Source organism: Stenotrophomonas sp. YJH_SMC_110, from assembly GCF_059369255.1.
Window position 1 is genome coordinate 898,114 of record NZ_JCAFSM010000001.1, and the last position, 21,175, is coordinate 919,288.

Here is a 21,175-nt window from a genome sequence, read left to right on the forward strand (position 1 = left end):
ACACGGGCAGCGCGCCGACGGCGATGGGCAATGACGAATCCGCCGCCGACGGCGCGCAGACCTGGCAGTCCCGCGCTCGGCCTTGGCCCGTGCAGGGCGGCATCGGCGGCGGCCAGCAGCACCCCAAGGGCCAGTGTTCCGGCCCGACGGCGATGCGGGGTCTGAAAACGGCGAGCACGGCGACCGGCGCATGCGCACAATCCGCGGAAAACCCAAGGAGACGCCCATGCACGCGTGGTACCTCGGCGGCATCGACCACCGCCCTTTCCTGCACCTGTTCGAGATGAGCGACAGCGCGCTCGCCACGCTCGGCATCCAGCGTCGCTGGGCCGGCGCCAACGGCGGACATCCCTGCCGGATCAGCCTGAGCGACCCCGCGCCTGGCAGCGAGCTGCTCCTGCTGTCCCACGTCCACCTGCCGCTGCATTCGCCGTACCGCGCCGCCGGCCCGATCTTCGTGCAGCGCGGCGTGACCCGTTGCGTCCTGCCGCCGGGCGAGGTGCCCCCGTATGTGCAGCGCCGGATGATCTCGATGCGTGCCTATGACCACGCCGCGCTGATGTGCGGTGCCCAGGTCTGCGCGGGCACCGAGGTGGCCGACCACCTGGATGCACTGTTTGCCGACCCGTCGGTGGCGTTCGTGCAGCTGCACAACGCGGCGCATGGCTGTTTCTCGTGCCAGGCAGATCGGGTGGGTACCGGGACTGCGTCGCGTGATCTCCATGACGTGATCGATGCCACGCCGGTCACGTGACGTCCAGCGCATCCGTTCAGCCCTGCGTGAAGCCTGCGGGAAGGGCTTCACATGCGCAGTCACGGATCGGCACTGCGATGGTTCCGTCCCCTGCAGTGCGGCTCGATACTCGCCGTGGTGCCGCCGAAAGTCCGCCGCGCAGCGCAGCTCCTGCGGTCACCGTTCCCTTTCGACGACCACAAGGATGCGCCATGTCATTACGATCCACACCGCTGTTGCTGGCCACCTCGTTCGCCGCTGCGGGCCTGTGCCTGGCCGGCAGCGCGTTCGCCCACGGCACGATGACCACGCCGGTCAGCCGCGTCTATGCCTGCTTCCAGGGCAATCCCGAGAACCCGACCAACCCGGCCTGCGCCGCTGCAAAAGCGATTGGCGGTTCACAGGCGTTCTACGACTGGAACGGCATCAACCAGGCCAACGCCAACGGCAACCATCAGGCCGTGGTGCCCGACGGGAAGCTGTGCAGCGGCAACAACCCGACCTTCCGCGGCCTGGACGTGAACCGCAGTGACTGGCAGACCACGCCGATCCAGGCCGATGCCAATGGCAAGTTCACTTTCGTGTTCAAGGCGACCGCACCACACGCCACGCGCGACTGGCGCTTCTTCGTCACCCGCGAAGGCTGGCAGCCGGGAAGCCCGCTGCGCTGGGCCGACCTGCAGGAGTTCTGCACGCTGGGCAATACGCCGCTGTCGGCCGACGGCACCTACAAGCTTCAGTGCACGTTGCCGCAGCGCACCGGCCAGCATGTGATCTACAACACCTGGCAGCGCTCGGATTCGACCGAGGCGTTCTATACCTGCATGGACGTGCGCTTCCAGGGAGGCGGAGGGACCGCACCGGCACCGCAATGGCAGGACGCCGGCCCGGTCACCGCACGCAGTGAGCTGCCGGTTGGCACGACGCTGGCGCTGCGCGTGTTCAACGCCAACGGCAATGACGTCGAACGTGTGGAGGCCACCCTGGCCAGCGGCCAGACCGCACCCGCGCAGTGGCCGTTGGTGCTCGCCCGCAAGGTCAATGCCAGTGCCCAGCACGCGCGCGTGGGCGTGCTTGCCAATGGCGTGATCACGCCGACCGCCTCGGCCACCGACAACCGCGTGTACCTGAAGGACGGCAACCGCTTCCAGCTCGATACCCAGGTGCCCGACCCGGGTACACCGTCACCGGGCGGTGATTTCGACCACGTGTACCCGGCGGGCATCGGCAGCTATGTGCCGGGCCAGACCGTGGTGAAGGGCAGCGACGGCAAGCTGTACGCCTGCCGCCCGTTCCCGGAAGGTGCATGGTGCAACGTCAACGCCGAGGCGTACCGGCCGGGTGTGGGTGCGGCCTGGCGCGATGCATGGATTGCATACTGAGACCGGGTACAGGGAACGGTGGCAGAGCGCCGTTCCCTGCATAGCGTGAGACGCGCCAGCGTGTGAGTGGGAAGCCGTTCCCATATGCAACCACGCGATGCTTTTTTGAACGTAATCCGATGGATGCGGGCGGGCGGGATGTCGAGACTTCGCGGGGTTTCACCACCCACAGGAGATCTCCATGCATCTGTCACACCGGACCGTCATCGCGCTGTCTGTGATCGCAGGCATTGCCACCTCTGGCAGCGCGTTCGCCCACGGCACCCTGTCCAAACCCGCCAGCCGTGTCTATGCCTGTTACCAGGGCAATCCCGAAAATCCGACCAACCCCGCCTGCGCTGCCGCCAAGGCCATCGGTGGTGCGCAACCGTTCTATGACTGGGCCGGGATCAACCAGGCCGAGGCCCATGGCAACCACCAGGCCGTCGTGCCCGATGGCGAGTTGTGCAGCGGCGGCAACAGCAAATACCGCGGCCTGGATCTGAACCGCAGTGACTGGGAGACCTCGCCGATCCGAGCCGACGCCCGTGGCCGCTACACGTTCGAGTTCAAGGCGCCGGCCCCGCATGCCACCCGCGAGTGGAAGTTCTATGTCACCCGCGATGGCTGGCAACCGGGCAGCCCGCTGCGCTGGGCCGACCTGCAGGAATTCTGCACGCTGGGCAACGTGCCGGTCTCCGGTGACGTCTACAAGCTGGACTGCCCGCTACCCAAGCGCAGCGGCCAGCACATCATCTACAACACCTGGCAGCGCTCGGATTCGGGCGAGGCGTTCTATACCTGCGCAGACGTGCGCTTCGAGGGGGGCGGTGGTGTGACCCCGCCGCCGCAGTGGCAGGACGCGGGTCCGGTCACTGCCCGTGGTGCGCTGGACGTGGGCACCATCCTGACCCTGCGGGTCTTCAACGCCCAGGGCAACGATCTGGAAAGCCCGCAGATCACCCTTGCCGCCGGCCAGACCGCTGCGAACCAGTGGCCGCTGGCACTGGCCCACAAGGTCAATGGCACTGCGCAGCAGGCGCGCGTGGGGGTGATGAAGAACGGCGTGATCACGCCCGTCGCCTCGGCTACCGGGAACCGCGTCTATCTGAAGCCAGGCCACCTGTTCCAGCTCGATACCCGCGTGCCGGATCCGGTCGATCCGATCGATCCGCCGCCGGCTGACGACTACGACTTCGTATACCCCGCGGGTATCGGCAGCTACACGCCGGGCCAGACCGTGGTGAAGGGCACCGACGGCAAGCTGTATGCCTGCCGCCCGTTCCCGGAAGGCGCCTGGTGCAACATCAATGCAGAGGCCTACCGCCCGGGTACCGGCTCTGCCTGGCGTGATGCCTGGATCGAGTACTGAAGGCAGGGCACCGGGGGCGGCGTGGGGTCGCCTCCGGTTTCCAGGGTTGCCGGTCAGCGGCCGGCACTACCGGGGTTCATGCGGTTGCCGGCCAGCGGCCGGTACTACCGGGGTTCGTGGGGTTGCCGGCCAGCGGCCGGCACTACCAGGTTCGTGGGGTTGCCGGCCAGCGGCCGGCACCAGCCGGACTTACTTGCTGCTGACGTACTTCTCGCGGCGGATCTGCGGGTTGCCCAGGCCGGCGGCCTTCAGCAGCTCGGCGCAGGCATCGACCATGTCCGGGTTGCCGCACAGGTAGGCGATGTCCGTGGCCGGGTCCGGCGTGAAACCGGCCAGCGCCTGCTGCACGTAACCGTGCTGCACGTCCGGATGCGGATCGGCGGGCAGTTCGCGCGACAGGCATGGAACATAGCGGAAGTTCGGGTGTTTTTCGGCGAAGCTGTAGAAATCCTCGCTGTACAGCAGCTCGCCCGGGCTGCGCGCGCCCTGCAGCAGCACGATCTGCGCACCACGTTCGGCCATGGCCTTTTCCAGCAGCGGCAGCATCGAGCGGTACGGGGTAACGCCGGTACCGGTGGCGATCAGCAGGTAGCGGGCATTGTGGTCACCGGGATTCAGGCAGAAGCGGCCGTAGGGGCCGGATGCACTGATCTGGCCGCCGTGCTCCAGCGCCTCGAACAGCGCGGTGGCGGCGCCACCGGGCACGAAGCTGACCGCGATATCCACCGCCTCGCCCGGGCCCAGTGCGTGGTCGTGAATGGTCGCCAGCGAGTAGCTGCGCTTGGTTTCGGTGCCATCGGCGTAGCTGAAATGGACCTGGATGAACTGGCCGGGCTGGAAATCCAGCGGCTGCCCATCGTCACGCACGAACTGGTAGTGGCCGACGGTCGGGGCCAGCATGCGGCGGCCGACCAGCTTGAGGGGGAATTGAACAGGCACGACTTTTCGGGACAGTGTGTAGCCGGGGCAAGCCCTCGGGGTCTTCTATAATAGCCCCTCCCCGCCCCTCTCCAGCGCCAGCCCATGGGCGCGAAGGCTTCGAGCTTGGCATCCCAGAACGATACGGCGCCCGCCCTGCGCGTGCGCGACCTGCGCAAGACCTACGACAACGGCACCCAGGCCCTGAAGGGGGTTTCCCTGGAAGTGGCCCCGGGCGACTTCTTCGCCCTGCTGGGCCCCAACGGTGCCGGCAAGTCGACCCTGATCGGCATCATCAGCTCCCTGGTCAACCTCAGCGAGGGCCAGGTGGAGGTGTTCGGCAGCGACCTGGTGCGCAACCGCAGCGCCACCATGCGCCTGATCGGGCTGGTGCCGCAGGAAATCAACTTCAACCTGTTCGAAAAGCCCTTCGACATCCTGGTGAACTACGCCGGCTTCTACGGCGTGCCGCGCGAGGAAGCGGAGCAGCGCGCCGAAGAGGAACTGAAGCGGGCCCACCTGTGGGAAAAGGCGCAGGTGATGAGCCGCACGCTGTCCGGCGGCATGAAGCGCCGGCTGATGATCGCCCGCGCAATGATGACCCGCCCACGCCTGCTGATCCTGGATGAGCCGACCGCCGGCGTGGACATCGAGATCCGCCGCGACATGTGGCGCGTGCTGAAGGAGATCAACGCTGCCGGCACCACGATCATCCTCACCACGCACTATCTGGAAGAAGCCGAGTACCTGTGCCGCCACCTGGCGATCATCAACCATGGCCAGATCGTCGAGCAGGGGCCGATGCGCACCCTGCTGGCCAAGCTGGACGTGGAGGGCTTCCTGCTGGACATCGACGGTGACCTGCCGGCGCAGCTGCCGGTGATCGAGGGCGCGACCCTGACCGCGCCGGACCCGCACACGCTGGACATCGACATGCCGCGCGCAATGGACCTCAACCGCGTGTTCGCCACGCTCAACGAGGCCGGTATCCGCGTGCGTTCGATGCGTACCAAGAGCAACCGCCTGGAGGAGCTGTTCGTGCGCCTCACCGGCAACCTGGAGAAGCCTGCATGAGCACCACCGAGCTGACCGACGGCCAGCGCAACCGCATCGCACTGATGACCATCGTGCGCCGCGAAGTCGCCCGCATCATGCGCATCTGGGGCCAGACCCTGGTGCCGCCGGCGATCACCATGACCCTGTACTTCCTGATCTTCGGCAACCTGATCGGGTCGCGCGTGGGTGACATGGGCGGCTACACGTACATGCAGTTCATCGTGCCGGGCCTGGTGATGATGAGCGTGATCCAGAACAGCTACGGCAACATCAGTTCCTCGTTCTTCGGTGCCAAGTTCGGCCGCCACGTGGAAGAGCTGCTGGTCAGCCCGATGCCGAACTGGGTGATCCTGTGGGGCTACGTGGCCGGCGCCGTGCTGCGCGGCCTGATGGTGGGCGTGATCGTGCTGATCATCGCGATGTTCTTCACCCCGGTGCGCATTCCGCACCCGCTGGTGATGCTGACCACGGTGATCCTGGGCGCGACGATCTTCTCGCTGGCCGGTTTCATCAATGCGGTGTATGCGAAGAAGTTCGACGACGTGGCGATCGTGCCGACCTTCATCCTGACCCCGCTGACCTACCTGGGTGGCGTGTTCTATTCGGTGAAGCTGCTGCCGGGCTGGGCCGAAGCGGCCACGCACGCGAACCCGATCTTCTACATGGTCAATGCGTTCCGCTATGGCCTGCTGGGCAGCAGCGATGTGCCGCTGCCGGTGGCCTATGGGTTGATGATCGGCTTCGTGGTGGCGCTGACGGCGCTGGCGTTGTGGCTGCTGCGCCGTGGCGTGGGCATGCGCAGCTAAGGGTGGCCTGCAGGGCCTGCGGCCCTGCACCCGCCGAATCAACGTCAACTTCAACGGCAACGGCAAAAGCTGACTATCCGGGGGATGGCGGGGTGGGTCCGATTGCGGGGGACGCCGTAAACCCATCCCTGGGGGCTTGGCCGCGGCATCCATGCCGCGGACACCCCCGCAATCGGACCCACCCCGCCTTCGACAAATTCCGGCGATCTGCCGGGATGTCGTTCTCCGCTGCTGCTGGTAGGTGTCGACCTTGGTCGACACGATGGATCGACGCCATGCGTGGATGGAGCTTTCACGGCAAAGCCGATGTTCCGCTTTTCTCGTTCGGGATTGCAGCTAGGCTGTGGCGATGAAGATCACTTCCATTGCGCTGGACAAAGCCGTGTCGGACGGCCCCATCGATGCCTTCAGCCATGCGTTGCTGGGCGATTCACCCACGCTGGATGAGGTGCTGGAATACCTGGCCTCGCGGCACGCGGCTGATCCCCGGTATCGCTACCTGTGCACGCTCGATGATGCCGGCCAGTGCCGCTACACCAGCATGCACGCGTCAGACGACGCGCGCATCGCGCTCTACGAGAACGAAGACCCGGCAACCCCCGACGATGCGTTGGCGGCACGCGGGCGGTTGCTGGCGCATGTGGTCGCGCAGCTTGAGCATTCGACGCATCGGCTGGAATGGAGCACGCTGGCGGGCACGCTGATGTGCAATGACGCGGACATCGAGGCATTGGTCGCGGCCAATGCCGCACCGGATCTCATCGTCGACGAGGTGGTCTACGTGCAACAGGTGCCCGTGGATCGTGACGACCTGCTGATCGCCGCCCTGCCCAACGGCTACTTCAGCGCGGACTGGAACATCTTCCAGAACCACGCCCTGATCCGGCACCTGCAAGAGCATTACGACTACCGCCTGTTCGGGCTTGGCGCATCGTGGCTGGGCTTCCAGCGTGACAGCGCGCCGTCGCCTGCGGAAGCGGACGCTCTGGTCGCGGACCTGCAGCGCGTCTACGCTGCCGGAACGCACGACACCTGGTCACAACTGGCTGCAACGCTGTCCTCCCGCACCACGCTTCTATTGGGATACACCGAAGGCTTCAGCGAACAGCTGCCCTGAGCGCGGTTCTACACGCGCTCGCGCAGCGAGCGGCCCGCTTCCGCTCCTGATCTGTCTTCCGTGGTGGCCGCACCCGGCCAACCCCACTGAACCGTGCTTTCCGCGAACCACCACGAGTGGCACCGCCGTTGGCCGCGATCTCCGGCACAATCGAAATCCTGATTCCCCAGAACACGGTGAACGTGCAATGCGCATCCTGATCCTCGGCGCCGGCGGTACCGGCGGTTACTTCGGTGGTCGCCTGGCCCAGGCCGGTGTGGACGTGACCTTCCTCGTGCGCCCCGCGCGCGCCGCCCAGCTGGATCGCGACGGCCTGGTCATCCGCAGCCCGCTCGGCGATGCCAGCTTCCCCGTGCAGCATGTCACCGCTGATGCACTGCCCGCATTGGCCGCGCAGAAGCCGTTCGACCTGGTCATCCTCAGCTGCAAGGCCTACGACCTGGACAGCTCGATCGACGCCATTGCCCCGGCCGTGGGCGCAGGCACCACCGTGCTGCCGATCCTCAACGGCCTGCATCACTACAACGCACTGGACGCGCGCTTCGGCCGCGACGCCGTGCTTGGTGGCCTGTGCTTCATCAGCGCCACCAAGGCCCCCGACGGTGCGGTGCTGCACCTGGGCAAACCGGCCAAGCTCACCTTCGGCGAGCGCGACAGCGGCGCGGCCTCGGCGCGCGTGCGCGCCTTCGCTGCGGTCTGCGCGCAGGCCCATCTTGATCACCTGGCCAGCGAACACATCGGCCAGGAACAATGGATCAAGTACACCTTCCTTACCGCGCTGGCGGCGGCGACCTGCCTGCTGCGCGCCGACATCGGCACCATCGTTGCCACCGATGATGGCGAGGCGATCGTGCGCGGCCTGTACGACGAATGCCTGGCCGTGGCCGAAGCCGCCGGTGAACCGGTTCCCGTGGCCGCGCAGGACACCGCCCGCGACACCCTGACCCAGGCCGGCTCGGCACTGAAGGCATCGATGCTGCGTGACCTGGAAGCCGGCCAACAGGTGGAGGCCGAACAGATCGTCGGCGACATGCTGGCCCGCGCGCGCAAGGCCGACCAGGAAGCCCTGCTGCTGCAGGTCGCCTACAGCAGCCTGCAGGCCTACCAGGCACTGCGCGGCGCGTGAGCATCATCTCCGCCGCCAGTGCATCGCCCTCGCGGGTGCTGATCCTCGGGCTGGGCTGGAGTGGCGGTGCGATGGCCCGACATCTGCAGGCATTGGGCGCACACGTCGCCGGCACGGTACGCGATCCCGCATCGGCACCACGCGATGGTCTGCGTCGCCATCCGCTGGGTGCCGATGCCACGCCATCGCCCGCCCTGCTCGATGAGATCGCGCAGGCCGAGGCCGTACTGTGCAGTGTGCCACCCGACGCCGATGGCGATCCTGCACTGCGCCTGCTGTTGCCCGCGCTGCGGGCCAGCCCGGCATTGCGCTGGGTGGGCTATCTGTCGTCCACCTCGGTGTATGCCGACCGCGCCGGCGGCTGGGTCGACGAGCGCAGCGCAGCCGATGCCACTGAAGCAGCCGGCGTGCAGCGCCTGCGGGCCGAAGCGCAATGGCGTGCGCTTGCAGGAGAACGCGGCATCGCATCGGCAGTGTTCCGCCTGCCCGGCCTGTACGGGCCGGGGCGCAATGCGCTGCTGCAGCTGGCGCAGGGACGTGCCCGCCACGTAGTGCGTCCCGGGCTGCTATTCAACCGGCTGCACGTGGATGACCTGGTGACGGTCGTTATCGCGTCGATGCAGCGGCCGTGCGTGGATGGCCTGTATCTGCCGGCCGATGACGAGCCGGCACCGCCGCAGGAGGTACTGGCCTTCGCCGCGCAGCTGGGCGGGTTTGCGATGCCACCTGCCGTGGCATGGGACGACCCTGCACTCAGCCCGACCCTGCGACGCTTCTACCAGAGCAACAAGCGCATCGACAGCCGTGGCACGCGTGAAGCACTGGCGTGGGCGCCGCGGTTCCCCAGCTACCGTGAGGGCCTGCGCGACCTGCTCCGGTAGTGCCGGCCGCTGGCCGGCAATCAACCGTGTTGCCGGCCAGCGGCCGGCACTACCATCAACCTGCGCCGGGCAGGCGGAAGAACGTACGCGTCGCGGCCGTTGCATTCGCGGCGGTAACTGCCACGTCCTCGCCACGGTCACGCGCCAGTTCTTCCACGATGTGCGAGAGAAACATCGGTTCGTTGCGGCGGTCCTTCGGCATCGGCTTCAGCGTGCGCGGCAGCAGGTACGGTGCGTCGGTCTCGATCATCAGGCGGTTGGCCGGGATGTTCTTCACCAGTTCGCGCAGGTGCGCGCCACGGCGCTCGTCGCACAGCCAGCCGGTGATGCCGATGTACCAGTCCTGGTCCAGGTAGTCGAACAGCTCGTCACGCTCACCGGTGAAGCAATGCACCACCGCCGGGCCGATGCGGCCTTCGAAGTTCTTCATCTGTGCCATGAAATCGGCATGCGCATCGCGCTGGTGCAGGAACAGGGGCTTGCCATTGTCCGCGGCCAGCTGCAGCTGGCGCTCGAACGCGCGGTGCTGGGCCGGGCGCGGCGAGAAATCGCGGAAGTAGTCCAGCCCGCACTCCCCCACCGCCACTACTTCCGGGTGGGCATGCAGCGCGCGCATTTCGGCATCGCATTCCTCGGTGTATTCCACCGCGTGGTGCGGGTGCACGCCGGCGGTGGCGTACAGGAAGCCGGGGTGCTGCTGGGCCAACTGCAGGGCCAGTGGCGAGTGCTCGCGGCTGGCACCGGTGATGACCATCTGCACCACGCCGGCCTGGCGCGCGCGGTCCAGCACGGCATCGCGGTCGCGGTCGAAGGAGTCGTGGGTCAGGTTGGCGCCGATATCGATCAGGTGCATGGTCATCGCGGGGGAAAAGTGCCCGCGCATTGTACCTGCGCCTGCCGTGGCCCCTTATCCTTTGCATATGAACGCCCCGCTCTTCCCGATTTCCCCGCTGCTGCCGCAGATCCAGCAGCAGCTGGCCGTGCAACCACGGCTGGTGCTGGAGGCCCCGCCCGGTGCCGGCAAGACCACCCAGGTGCCGCTGGCGCTGCTCGACGCGCCGTGGCTGCAGGGCCGCAAGATCATTCTGCTGGAACCACGCCGGGTCGCCGCGCGCAGCGCGGCGCTGTTCATGGCACGGCAGCTGGGTGAGGAGGTCGGCGGCACGGTCGGCTACCGCATCCGCTTCGAGAACAAGGTATCCGCGCGCACCCGCATCGAGGTGGTCACCGAGGGCATCCTGACCCGGATGCTGCAGGACGACCCGATGCTGGAAACCGTCGGCGCGATCCTGTTCGATGAATTCCACGAGCGCCATCTCAGTGGGGATCTGGGCCTGGCGCTGGCGCTGGACGTGCAGGCGCAGCTGCGCGACGACCTGCGCCTGGTGGTGATGTCGGCCACGCTGGACGGCGAGCGGCTGGCACGCTTCCTCGATGCGCCGCGGCTGAGCAGCGAGGGCCGCAGTTATCCGGTGGCGATCAGCCACTTCCCGGCGCGCCGCGATGAAGCCCTGGAACTGCAGGTGCGCCGCGCGGTGCAGCAGGCACTGGCCGAGCACCCCGGTGACCTGCTGGTGTTCCTGCCCGGCCAGCGCGAGATCGCGCGCGTCCAGGCCGGCCTGCAGGAGTCACTCGATGGCAACGTCGAGGTGCTGGCGCTGCATGGCGAGCTGCCGGTCGAACAACAGGCGCGCGTGTTGCAGGCCGCCAGCGATGGCCGCCGTCGCGTGGTGCTGGCGACCAACGTGGCCGAGTCGTCGGTGACCCTGCCCGGCGTGCGCGTGGTGATCGACAGCGGCCAGGCGCGCGAGCCGCGCTACGACCCCAACAGCGGCTTCACCCGGCTGGACGTGGTGGCCATCGCGCAGGCGTCGGCCGACCAGCGCGCGGGCCGTGCCGGTCGCGTGGCCGAGGGCGTGGCCTGGCGGCTGTGGCCGCAGTCGCAGCGGCTGGAGCCGCAGCGCCGCGCGGAGATCGACCAGGTGGAACTGGCCGGACTGGCGCTGGAACTGGCCGCGTGGGGCAGCAGCGACCTGCGCTTCCTCGACCCGCCACCAGCCGGCCCGATGGGTGCGGCGCGCGAACTGCTGCAACGCCTGGGTGCACTGTCGGACTCGGGCGCGATCACCGCACTCGGGCGCCGTGTACTGGCGCTGGGTACGCACCCGCGGATGGCGGCGATGCTGCTGGCAGCGCCCGATGCCCGCGCGCAGGCGCTGGCCGCCGATCTGGCCGCCCTGCTGGAAGCGCGCGACCCGCTGCGCCAGGGCGGTGACGCGCTGGCGGCCCGCTGGCGCGCACTGGCCGCGTTCCGCACTGGCCGCGCGCCGGGCGATGCCAACCGCAGCGGGCTGGCCGCCATTGATGCCGCCGCCAAGCAGTGGCGTCGCCGCCTGCGCTGCGAGGCTACGCCGCCGGCCAGCATCGAGGCGCACGAACTGGGCGATCTGCTTGCACACGCCTTTCCCGACCGGATCGGTTTCCAGCATCCCGGCGATCCGCTGCGCTACCTGCTGGCCAATGGCCGCAGCGCGCGCCTGCACGAACTGAGTGACCTGCGCGGTGAGCCGTGGCTGGTGGCCAGCGAACTGCGCTTCGAGGCGCGCGATGCGCTGCTGCTGCGTGCCGCACCGGTGGATGAAGGCCAGCTGCGCAAGGCATGGCCGGAGCGCTTCGTCACCGAAGACGTGGTGCGCTGGGAGAGCGAGCGACGCGCCCTGGTGGCGCTGCGCGAGACCCGTTTCGACCGGATCGTGCTGGACAGCCGCTCGGCCGGCCGGGTCGATCCGCAGCACGCCGCGCAGGCGCTGACCGATGCGGTGGCCGAGCTCGGCCTGCAGGCGCTGCCGTGGACCGAGGGCCTGCGCCAGTGGCAGGCACGGGTGGAATCGCTGCGGCGCTGGATGCCCGAGCTCGGCCTGCCCGACTGCAGCGACGATGCCCTGCTGGCCACGCGCGCGCAATGGCTGCAGCCCGCGTTCGCCGGCAGGACGCGACTGGATGCGCTGGATGAATCCAGCTTCGGCGAGGCGCTGAAATCGCCACTGGAGTGGTCACAACGGCAGTTGGTCGAGCGTCATGCGCCGACCCGCATCACCGTGCCGTCCGGACTGGAGCGGCCGATCACCTATGCGCTGGACAGCGAGAGCGGCGATCCGCTGCCGCCGGTGCTGGCGGTGAAGCTGCAGGAACTGTTCGGCCTGGCCGACACGCCGCGCATCGCCGATGGCCGCGTGCCGCTGACCCTGCACCTGCTCTCCCCCGGCGGCCGCCCGCTGCAGGTCACCCAGGATCTGCGCAACTTCTGGGAAAGCACCTACGCCGAAGTGAAAAAGGAGATGAAGGGCCGTTACCCGCGCCACCCATGGCCGGATGATCCGTGGACGGCGACGGCCACGCACCGGGCCAAGCCGCGCGGAACCTGATTGATAGTGCCGGCCGCTGGCCGACAGCCCCCTGGCACCAGGCGGAGAGCATTGCCGGCCAGCGACCGGCACTACCGGGTGCGGAGCCTGCCTGATCCTGAATGGCTGCGGTAAAGTCACACCACGTGCGTCCCCGACTGACATACCGTTTACGGGCAACACGCGACACTGGACTTCGACCCGAGGCAAAGGACCCCCGCATGAGCAAGCTGACCGTAATCACCGACCGCGCTCTGGAGCGCGCCCTGGAGCTGGCCCACACCGCCGGCGATGGCCTGAAGAGCGCCGGTGGCAGCCTGCGCAACGCGGACTGGATCAAGACCGGCGCCGCCCTCGGCGCAGTGAAGACCGGCGGCAAGGTCGCCACCAAGTTCGCCCGCCGCAACCCGGCCGTGACCATTGCCGCGGCTGCCGTCGGCGTCGGCCTGCTCGGCTATGCGCTGTACCGCAAGCAGCAGAAGAAGAAGGCTGCCAATGGCCACGTGGTGAATGGGCAGGCGCAGCGCATCCACGCACGCGACCGTCGCAACGACACCGTGGTGGACGAGCACAGCGATATCGGCAGCGACGCGTGAAGCTGCCCGGGTCAGAGCCCTTCCGCAGGAAGGGCTCTGACCCTACCAGCTACGAGAGGGCCGGATGCCGCGAGGTATCCGGCCCTTTCTGTTTCAACCGATCTGCCGCCACTGCCCCGGCTGCAGGTCGTCCAGCCGGTAGGGCCCCATCGCCACCCGCACCAGCCGCAGCGTTGGCAGGTTCACTGCCGCGGTCATCCGCCGCACCTGGCGGTTGCGGCCCTCGCGGATCGTGATCGCCAGCCAGGCATCGGGCACGGTCTTGCGGAAGCGCACCGGCGGATCGCGTGTCCACAGCGACGGCGCCGGATCGAGGCGCTCGATCTTCGCCGGCAAGGTCGGCCCGTCATTCAGCTCCACCCCATCGCGCAACCGTTGCAGCTGCTCATCGCTGGGCGTGCCTTCCACCTGCACCCAGTAGGTCTTGTCGGCCTTGTGCTTCGGGTCGGTCAACGTGTGCGCCAGCGTGCCGTTATCCGTCAGCAGCAGCAGGCCTTCGCTGTCATGGTCCAGGCGACCGGCGGCATACACGCGCGGCGGCAGGCCGAACCCGGACAGCGTCGGTCGCGGCGGTACGCTGCGGTCGGTGAACTGGCAGAGCACGTTGAAGGGCTTGTTGAAGGCGATCAGCATTGCGGGCACGGCAGTCGGCGGGTGGCGCATTGTCCCATGCCGCGCCACGCGCCACTCGGCTGTAGAGCCGAGCCCATGCTCGGCTCATCGCGCACAGCACGGCGGAACGCAACAGCAGCCGAGCATGGGCTCGGCTCTACAGAGTCAGCATGCGCCAGCCCGGCACCCCTCTTACGGCTTGATGAAGCGCAGGGTCATGCGGTCGCTTTCGCCGATCGTCTGGTACTTCGCATCATCGGCCTTGTCGTGCTGGTTGGTCGGCGGCAGCGTCCACACGCCGTTCGGGTGGTCCTTGGTGTCGCGCGGGTTGGCGTTGACCTCACTGCGCGCGTCCAGCTTGAAGCCGGCGGCCTCGGCCATCGCGATCACCTGCTGCTGGCCGACATAGCCGGTGTCATCGTCGTCAGCCACGTCGGCCTTGGCGCGGTGCTCGACCACGCCCAGCACGCCGCCCGGCTTGAGCACGTTGAAGAAGCCCTGGAACATGCCCTGCGCCTGGCCGGCCTTGCGCCAGTTGTGCACGTTGCGGAAGGTCAGCACCACATCGGCTGAACCGGCCGGGCCGAACACCGGCTTGGCCGGATCGTAGGCGACCACGGCAGTCTTGCCGAACTGTGCCGGTGCAGCGGCGTACTTCCTTTCCAGGCTGTCGCGGCTGCGCTGCTGGTAGTCACGGCCGCGGCCTTCGGGCACCGCCATCGGATCGACCACCGCAGCAACGTAGTGGCCCTTGTCGTGCAGCAGCGGCGCCAGGATCTCCGAGTACCAGCCGTTGCCGGGGGTGATCTCGATGACGGTCTTTTCCGGCGTCACCTTGAAGAACGACAGCGTCTGCGCCGGGTGGCGGAAACCGTCGCGCTTGACGTTGTTGGCATCGCGGGTGGGCGCCTTCACCGCCGCGTCGATGGCCGGCGACACCTGGATCTTCGCCGGCGCGACCGTGGCCGGTGCGGCAAACGCGGGAACAGCGGCAAGCAGGGCCGAAGCAAGCAGCAGGCGGCAACCACGCAGGGACGAAGCAGGCATCATCGGAGCGACTCCAGCGGAAGATGCGGCGAGACTAGCAGCCGCGGCGCCCCAGGTGTTCACAAAACGTTAGCCGCGTGCGTATCGCGGAACACTGTTTTGTGGTCGCCGCCGCAGCACGGTCACACTACGCGTTCTATTCTGGAGCACTTCCCCCAAGGAGTCCGTGCCCATGACGGCAACCCGCGAACTGGGCCGTTCCGGCCTGCATGTACGTCCGCTCGCCTTCGGTGGCAACGTGTTCGGCTGGAGCGCCGATGAGAAGGCCAGCTTCGCCCTGCTCGATGCCTTCGTCGACGCCGGCTTCAACCTGGTCGACACCGCCGATGTGTATTCGGCCTGGGTGCCGGGCAACGCCGGCGGCGAATCGGAAACGCTGATCGGCAAATGGTTCGCGCGCAGCGGAAAGCGCGACAAGGTGGTGCTGGCGACCAAGGTGGCCAAATGGGCCGAACGCCCCGGCCTGACCCCGGACAACATCAATGCGGCCGTCGAGGATTCGCTGCGCCGCCTGCAGACCGACGTGATCGATCTGTACCAGGCCCACGAGGATGATGAGTCGACGCCACTGGAAGCGACCCTGGCCGCGTTCGGCCGCCTGATCGAAGCCGGCAAGGTGCGCGCCATCGGTGCCTCCAACTACAGCGCCACGCGCCTGGCCGATGCGCTGAAGGTGTCCACCGACTACAAGCTGCCGCGTTACGAAACCCTGCAGCCGGAGTACAACCTGTACGACCGTGCCGGCTACGAGAATGAGCTGGAACCGCTGGTGCAGCGCGAACAGATCGGCGTGATCGGCTACTACGCCCTGGCCAGTGGCTTCCTCAGCGGCAAGTACCGCACACCGGCCGATGCGGCCAAGAGCCCGGCACGTGGCGAAACGGTGGTGAAGCGCTATCTGAACCCGCGCGGCCTGCGCATCCTGCAGGCGCTGGATGACGTGGCCAGCAAGCACAGTGCCAGCGCCGCACAGATCGCACTGGCATGGCAGATCGCGCGGCCGTCGATCACCGCGCCGATCGTCAGCGCCACCAGCGTCGAACAGCTGCACGATCTGCTGGCAGCGGCCAACGTGTCGCTGAGCGTGCAGGATGTCGCGCAGCTGGATGCCGCCAGCGCCGAAGCGTGAGGCCCGGTAGCGCCGGCCGCTGGCCGGCATTGCCCACGTGCCGAAGAAAACAATTGAACAAAATGGTTGCACGCGACTAAATCGTGGTTTATCGTGCGCACCTCGTTTCAACAACCTCTGTAAACTTCCCTTGAACGCGCATTCCGTCGCCATCGCCAAACTGCTGCCATGCCTGCGCATGGACGGGCTGGCGCGCGCGTTCGGCAAGGAAGACCAGCTGACAACGGCCTGATACCCGCCCTGCGGAGATCGGCCACCCCGATCTCCGAGGCCTGACGACGCCCTCGGAACGCAAGTCCCGGGGGCGTTTTCGTTTGCGTCGGCACAAGGACCCGCGATGCCAGAACTGCACCCCGCGCGGCAACCCGCCGCTCACTGACCCAGGTTTCTCCCGCCCCGCCGAAGGATTTACTTCGCGCGATCGGCTGCGCCAGGACATTATCTGCATCGCATCAAAACATTATCGCTCGTCGATAATGTCGGTGGCCTGCACCCTCGATTCTCCAACGGTCCCGTTTCCATCACGGGCTGGTGCGCGCGGCGTTGCCGTGGCGTATGCCGGAGGTCGCGGACATGCCATCGCCTGGATCGCCTGCTGGAGGCAGGCGCCGGTTCGCCGGTACGCGGTTCGATTCCGCGCGGTCCCCAACTGGATAGCTCAGCAGGGTAGAGCAACGGATCCTGATTCCGTCTGTCGTGGGTTCGACTCCCACTCCAAACCACATGACCTGTCACGTCATGACTTGAAGCAACACCCGGGGCGCAAGCCCCAGCGGCCATTGTCGCCGTCCACCGCCATCGCCTTCGGGCGGGGCGTGGAAGGCAACGGACCGCACGCCGGGCCCCGGCCCGCCGCCACTGCCAGCCACGTTCCGCCCCGGTGCTGCCTGCCGGGAACGGCGATGGCAGCACTGCCGGCGCACCGAAGGCTCCGCGCGCGGACCGTCCGCCGATGGCCGCCCTCTTCCGCTGCCTGCACGTGGTGTGCAGGCGGCCGCGCCACGACCTGATCGACCCGGGTCATGGCGATTCATCCGCAACGGGTCGAACCACCAGAGCCATACAAGGAGAGACTCCCATGTTCTGGACCATCAAGGTCGTGATCGGCGACGGCGAGCGCGGCCTGGTGTATCGCAACCGTCGTTTCCAGCAGATCCTGCTGCCGGGCGTGCACCGCCTGTCGCCGTTCGGCGGCCGCCCGCACGTGGACATCCACACCGCATCGAAGGGCGCGGCCTATACCGGCAGCGACCAGGACAGCCTGATCGAGGCACTGGGCGCGACGCTGGACACGCACTTCGTGCTGGCCAATGTCAGCGCCACCGAAGTCGGCCTGTTGCTGCGCAACGGCCGCATCGATGAAGTGCTGCCGCCGGGCAGCCGCCGCCTGTACTGGCGGGGTTCGGTCGACACCCAGGTACGCGTGATGGCGCTGGGTGACGAGCCGCGCATCCCGGCGGACGTGCAGCAACGCCTGGGCCAGCTGGGGGTGCTGCCGCGTGTGGCGGTGATCAGCACCGTGCCAAGCGAGTCGGTCGGCCTGCTGTTCATCGATGGCACGCTGCGGCAGACGCTGGACGCCGGCCTGCACGCGTTCTGGAACTTCAACGGCAACGTGTCGGTGGAGCGCGTGGAACTGCGTGCACGTTCGCTGGACGTGTCCGGCCAGGAGCTGCTCAGCCGCGACAAGGTGACCCTGCGGGTGAACCTGGCCGCGACCGTGCAGGTGATCGACCCAGTGCGTGCACACCGCACGCTCAGCAATGCCGATGAGTTCGTCTACCGGCAGCTGCAGTTCGGCCTGCGCCAGGCGATTGCCGCGCGCAGCCTGGACGAGCTGCTGGGCGACAAGGCGGCGCTGGACGGCGAGATCGCCGCCCATGTGCAGGCCGCGATCGAGGGCCACGGCGTGCGGCTGCTCGGCGTGGGCATCAAGGACGTGATCCTGCCGGGCGAGATGAAGGAGATCCTCAATGGCGTGGTGCTGGCCGAGAAGCAGGCCCAGGCCAGCGTGATCCGTCGACGCGAGGAGGCCAACGCCACGCGTTCGCAGCTCAACACCGCAAAGCTGATCGAGGACAACCCGGTGCTGATGCGCTTGAAGGAGCTGGAGGCACTGGAGAAGGTCACCGAGAAGATCGACACGCTCACCGTATTCGGCGGCCTGGATGGCGTGCTGAAGCAGCTGGTGACGATCAGGTAGGGGGCAGCGGCGGCGCAGGGACGCGCCGCCGGCCCATCAAGGACATACACGAAGACATGGACACTCAACACAACTATCAATGGCTGCACGCCGAGGGCACCACGCCGATCAAGGGCTGGGTCAACGGTGTGCCGCTGGAAGCGCAGGCGCATGAGCAGCTGCGCAACATCGCCGCGATCCCGTTCGTCGGGCCGTGGGTGGCCGTGATGCCGGACGTGCACCTGGGCAAGGGCGCGACCGTCGGCTCGGTGATCCCGACCCGCGGTGCGATCATCCCGGCCGCGGTCGGCGTCGACATCGGCTGCGGCATGGCGGCGGTACGCACCACGCTGCGCGCCAACGACCTGCCCGACGACCTGCGGCAGCTGCGCAACAGCATCGAGCGCAGCATTCCGGTCGGCAACGGACGCGGCGGCGAGCATCACCGCATGCCCGACAGCATCCACACGCGGCTCGTGCAGTCCGGGCTGGCCGCCGGCCTGGAGAAGATCAAGGACAGGCACCGCAGAATCCGCACCGACAAGCTCGACCGCCAGCTGGGTACGCTGGGTGGTGGCAACCACTTCATCGAACTGTGCCTGGACGAGACGGACACGGTGTGGGTGATGCTGCACAGCGGATCGCGCGGCACCGGCAACCTGATCGGCACCTACTTCATCGAGAAGGCGCGCGAGGAACTGGCCCGGCGCGTGCTCGGCTTCCACCTGCCGGACAAGGACCTGGCGTTCTTCATGGAAGGCGAGCCGCTGTTCGATGACTACGTCGAAGCCGTGTCGTGGGCGCAGGACTACGCCCGGCAGAACCGCGAGGCGATGATGTCGCGCGTGCTGGCCGAGATGCGCCACCGCTTGCCGAAGTTCCAGCTGGCAGCGATGGCGGTGAACTGCCACCACAACTACGTGCAGAAGGAGACGCACCACGGCCAGGAACTGCTGGTGACCCGGAAGGGGGCGGTGAGTGCGCGCGAAGGCGAGCTGGGCATCATTCCCGGCAGCATGGGCACGCGCAGCTACATCGTGCGCGGCAAGGGCAACGCCGACAGCTTCCACAGCTGCAGCCACGGTGCCGGCCGGGTGATGAGCCGTGGCACGGCGCGCCAGCAGATCACGCTGGCCCAGCACCGCGAGGCCACCGCGCACGTGGAATGCCGCAAGGACAGCGGCGTGCTGGACGAGTCACCGGCCGCGTACAAGTCGATCGACGATGTGATGGCAGCGCAGCTGGACCTGGTCGAGGTGGTGCACACCCTGCGCCAGGTGCTGTGCGTGAAGGGGTAACGGAGCGGTGCCGGCCAAGGCCGGCCTCTACCAGAGCAGCACGTCGCGTCGGGGGTCAGATCGCTTTCTGCGAAAGGGATCTGACCCCGGCACATTCAGCGCGGCACGCTGTCTTCGGCCACCAGCGCATGATGCACGCCGATGCCCGCGCGCACGCCTTCGGCCATGGCCAGGGTGATGTTGCCGACCGTCGTCGCATCGCCTGCGGCATACACGTTCGGCACCGAGGTCTGCTTCATCATGTCGACCTCGATCAGCACCCCCAGCGGGCTCTCGACCAAGGTGCAGCCAAGCTGCTGCACCAATGGCGTGGCCATCGCCTGGGTGGCCGGTACGAACAGCGCACGCTGGGCGATGCGGCGGCCATCGGCCAGCTCCACTTCCAGCCAGGTCGGCTGGTCGCCCTGCACGCCCAGCACCGGCGACGTCTCGATCTGCACGCCGCGCTGCTGCATGGCAGCCCGTTCCTCATCGGTGATCGGCAGGCCCTGGCTGAAGAAGGTGACATTGCCCCAGTCGGCAAACAGCGGCGCCTTGCCGGCGGACATCGGATGGCCGCCAAGCAGGCCGATGGCGCCGCCACCCACTTCGTAACCATGGCAGTAGGGGCAGTGCAGCACGGTGCTGCCCCAGCGCTCGGCCAGCCCGGGCAGTTCCGGCAGCTGGTCGGCGATACCGCTGGCCAGCAGCAGCTTGCGCGCGGCCAGCACCTGGCCATCGGCGGTACGTACTTCCACGCCCTCTGCGCTGGCGTTGGCCTGCACAGCCTCGGCATGCACCCAGCGCACGCTGGGGTAATCCAGCAGCTGCTGGCGCGCGGTCTTCAGCAGCTCGGCGCCGCTGATGCCATCCAGCCCTGGCACCCCGTGCGAATGGCTGGCGAAGCGGTTGCGCGGCGAGCCGGCGTCGATGACGGTGACCGGCCGCCGGGCGCGGGCCAGGATCAGGCCGGCGGCAATGCCGGCGTAGCTGCCGCCGACGATGAGCACATCAGGATTCATGAGGACCTTCCAGGGAACGGTGATGGGCGAGATGGCGGGCGAAGTCGGCGCCGAGCTGGTCCAGCGTGGTCGCCCGCAGGCGCGCCTCCAGCAACCGCTGTGCCTCGCGTGCTCCCTCCAGCAGCGCGCTGTTGACCAGCTGCTGGATCGGGCAGCCGCCGCCGGCGTCGCGGGCGCCGACCTGCACCAGCGGTGGTGCGCCCACGGCCAGGTAGATGTCATGCAGGGTGATCGTTGCAGCGTCGCGGGCCAGCTGGCTGCCACCGCCATGACCGCGGGTGCTGCGTACCAGGCCGGCCTTGTGCAGCTGCGCCAGCAGACGGCGGATCACCACCGGATGGGTCGGCAGGCAGGACGCCAGCTGCCCGGACGTGCGCGGGCCATCCTGGCCGACCAGATGCGCCATCACGTGCAGGGCGTCAGAGAGCGGGTTCGCGGATTTCATGTAACTACATTAGTTACATTTATATCCCCTGTCCAGGGTCCGTATTTGTTCCATATGGACACATTTGTCCTATGAAACACTTCCTTCACAT

General features: G+C 67.8%; 19 protein-coding genes and 1 tRNA gene. 14 read left to right on the forward strand and 6 right to left on the reverse strand.

Annotated elements, in window-relative coordinates; translation table 11 throughout:
* The first annotated feature begins 226 nt into the window (after window positions 1-226).
* The 3 genes from AC5P6H_RS04035 (at window position 227) to AC5P6H_RS04045 (ending at window position 3,466) form a co-directional block, all read left to right on the forward strand.
* Window positions 227-754 carry a DUF1203 domain-containing protein gene (locus tag AC5P6H_RS04035; RefSeq protein ID WP_041863955.1) on the forward strand — a complete coding sequence of 176 codons (528 nt, stop codon included), beginning with the start codon at window positions 227-229 and terminating at the stop codon, window positions 752-754.
* Window positions 755-945: 191 nt separating this feature from the next.
* Window positions 946-2,115, forward strand: coding sequence for a lytic polysaccharide monooxygenase (locus AC5P6H_RS04040; RefSeq protein ID WP_046433117.1), 1,170 nt, complete (start codon window positions 946-948; stop codon window positions 2,113-2,115).
* A 181-nt stretch (window positions 2,116-2,296) separates the two neighbouring features.
* A complete protein-coding gene (locus tag AC5P6H_RS04045; protein ID WP_014648808.1) occupies window positions 2,297-3,466 on the forward strand; it encodes a lytic polysaccharide monooxygenase in 1,170 nt (389 codons plus the stop codon).
* A gap of 189 nt (window positions 3,467-3,655) precedes the next feature.
* Here AC5P6H_RS04045 and AC5P6H_RS04050 read toward each other — a convergent pair whose 3' ends face one another.
* The gene (locus AC5P6H_RS04050; RefSeq protein ID WP_014648809.1) at window positions 3,656-4,405 is read right to left on the reverse strand and encodes a ferredoxin--NADP reductase; all 750 of its coding nucleotides are present in this window, start codon (window positions 4,403-4,405) and stop codon (window positions 3,656-3,658) included.
* An 84-nt stretch (window positions 4,406-4,489) separates the two neighbouring features.
* On the opposite strand from AC5P6H_RS04050, the gene AC5P6H_RS04055 reads away from it, so the two are divergent.
* From AC5P6H_RS04055 to AC5P6H_RS04075, 5 genes are all read left to right on the forward strand, one after another.
* Entirely contained in the window at window positions 4,490-5,458 is a 969-nt protein-coding gene (locus AC5P6H_RS04055; RefSeq protein WP_005411567.1) for an ABC transporter ATP-binding protein, read from the forward strand.
* On the forward strand, window positions 5,455-6,246 hold the full coding sequence (locus tag AC5P6H_RS04060; RefSeq protein WP_014038898.1) for an ABC transporter permease: 792 nt from the start codon (window positions 5,455-5,457) through the stop codon (window positions 6,244-6,246). The genes AC5P6H_RS04055 and AC5P6H_RS04060 overlap by 4 nt, the downstream gene beginning before the upstream one ends.
* Before the next feature lie 349 nt (window positions 6,247-6,595).
* Entirely contained in the window at window positions 6,596-7,363 is a 768-nt protein-coding gene (locus AC5P6H_RS04065) for a hypothetical protein (RefSeq protein ID WP_049442051.1), read from the forward strand.
* A gap of 187 nt (window positions 7,364-7,550) precedes the next feature.
* Window positions 7,551-8,489: a 2-dehydropantoate 2-reductase gene (gene panE, locus AC5P6H_RS04070; RefSeq protein WP_046433139.1), complete on the forward strand. Its 939-nt coding sequence runs from the start codon at window positions 7,551-7,553 to the stop codon at window positions 8,487-8,489.
* Window positions 8,490-8,560: 71 nt separating this feature from the next.
* Window positions 8,561-9,370, forward strand: coding sequence for a Rossmann-fold NAD(P)-binding domain-containing protein (locus AC5P6H_RS04075; protein ID WP_262093735.1), 810 nt, complete (start codon window positions 8,561-8,563; stop codon window positions 9,368-9,370).
* A 55-nt stretch (window positions 9,371-9,425) separates the two neighbouring features.
* Here the strand turns inward: AC5P6H_RS04075 and AC5P6H_RS04080 are convergent, their stop codons facing one another.
* Window positions 9,426-10,223 carry a TatD family hydrolase gene (locus AC5P6H_RS04080; protein WP_046433165.1) on the reverse strand — a complete coding sequence of 266 codons (798 nt, stop codon included), beginning with the start codon at window positions 10,221-10,223 and terminating at the stop codon, window positions 9,426-9,428.
* Between the two features lie 67 nt (window positions 10,224-10,290).
* Between AC5P6H_RS04080 and hrpB the strand changes: the two genes are divergently transcribed.
* The gene (hrpB, locus tag AC5P6H_RS04085) at window positions 10,291-12,795 is read left to right on the forward strand and encodes an ATP-dependent helicase HrpB (protein WP_197576162.1); all 2,505 of its coding nucleotides are present in this window, start codon (window positions 10,291-10,293) and stop codon (window positions 12,793-12,795) included.
* Between the two features lie 200 nt (window positions 12,796-12,995).
* Complete coding sequence (locus tag AC5P6H_RS04090; protein ID WP_014648816.1) at window positions 12,996-13,370, forward strand: hypothetical protein; 375 nt, start codon at window positions 12,996-12,998, stop codon at window positions 13,368-13,370.
* Window positions 13,371-13,463: 93 nt separating this feature from the next.
* On the opposite strand, the gene AC5P6H_RS04095 is transcribed toward AC5P6H_RS04090, so the two are convergent.
* Together AC5P6H_RS04095 and AC5P6H_RS04100 are read right to left on the reverse strand one after the other, a co-directional pair.
* Window positions 13,464-14,003 (reverse strand): pseudouridine synthase, encoded by a 540-nt coding sequence (locus AC5P6H_RS04095; protein WP_111205360.1) that lies wholly within the window; start codon window positions 14,001-14,003, stop codon window positions 13,464-13,466.
* A gap of 171 nt (window positions 14,004-14,174) precedes the next feature.
* Complete coding sequence (locus AC5P6H_RS04100) at window positions 14,175-15,032, reverse strand: class I SAM-dependent methyltransferase (protein WP_134809419.1); 858 nt, start codon at window positions 15,030-15,032, stop codon at window positions 14,175-14,177.
* 169 nt (window positions 15,033-15,201) lie between these two features.
* On the opposite strand from AC5P6H_RS04100, the gene AC5P6H_RS04105 reads away from it, so the two are divergent.
* The 4 genes from AC5P6H_RS04105 to AC5P6H_RS04120 all read left to right on the forward strand — a co-directional run bounded on the left by AC5P6H_RS04105 (window position 15,202) and on the right by AC5P6H_RS04120 (window position 19,638).
* On the forward strand, window positions 15,202-16,158 hold the full coding sequence (locus AC5P6H_RS04105) for an aldo/keto reductase (RefSeq protein ID WP_111205362.1): 957 nt from the start codon (window positions 15,202-15,204) through the stop codon (window positions 16,156-16,158).
* Between the two features lie 649 nt (window positions 16,159-16,807).
* Window positions 16,808-16,880: transfer RNA gene (locus tag AC5P6H_RS04110), tRNA-Gln, on the forward strand.
* A gap of 356 nt (window positions 16,881-17,236) precedes the next feature.
* The gene (locus tag AC5P6H_RS04115; RefSeq protein ID WP_401730599.1) at window positions 17,237-18,361 is read left to right on the forward strand and encodes a slipin family protein; all 1,125 of its coding nucleotides are present in this window, start codon (window positions 17,237-17,239) and stop codon (window positions 18,359-18,361) included.
* 56 nt (window positions 18,362-18,417) lie between these two features.
* Complete coding sequence (locus tag AC5P6H_RS04120; protein WP_014648821.1) at window positions 18,418-19,638, forward strand: RtcB family protein; 1,221 nt, start codon at window positions 18,418-18,420, stop codon at window positions 19,636-19,638.
* 95 nt (window positions 19,639-19,733) lie between these two features.
* Here AC5P6H_RS04120 and AC5P6H_RS04125 read toward each other — a convergent pair whose 3' ends face one another.
* The gene (locus tag AC5P6H_RS04125) at window positions 19,734-20,639 is read right to left on the reverse strand and encodes an NAD(P)/FAD-dependent oxidoreductase (RefSeq protein ID WP_046433157.1); all 906 of its coding nucleotides are present in this window, start codon (window positions 20,637-20,639) and stop codon (window positions 19,734-19,736) included.
* Window positions 20,629-21,084: an Rrf2 family transcriptional regulator gene (locus tag AC5P6H_RS04130; protein ID WP_046433160.1), complete on the reverse strand. Its 456-nt coding sequence runs from the start codon at window positions 21,082-21,084 to the stop codon at window positions 20,629-20,631. The genes AC5P6H_RS04125 and AC5P6H_RS04130 overlap by 11 nt, the downstream gene beginning before the upstream one ends.
* Window positions 21,085-21,175: the final 91 nt, after the last annotated feature.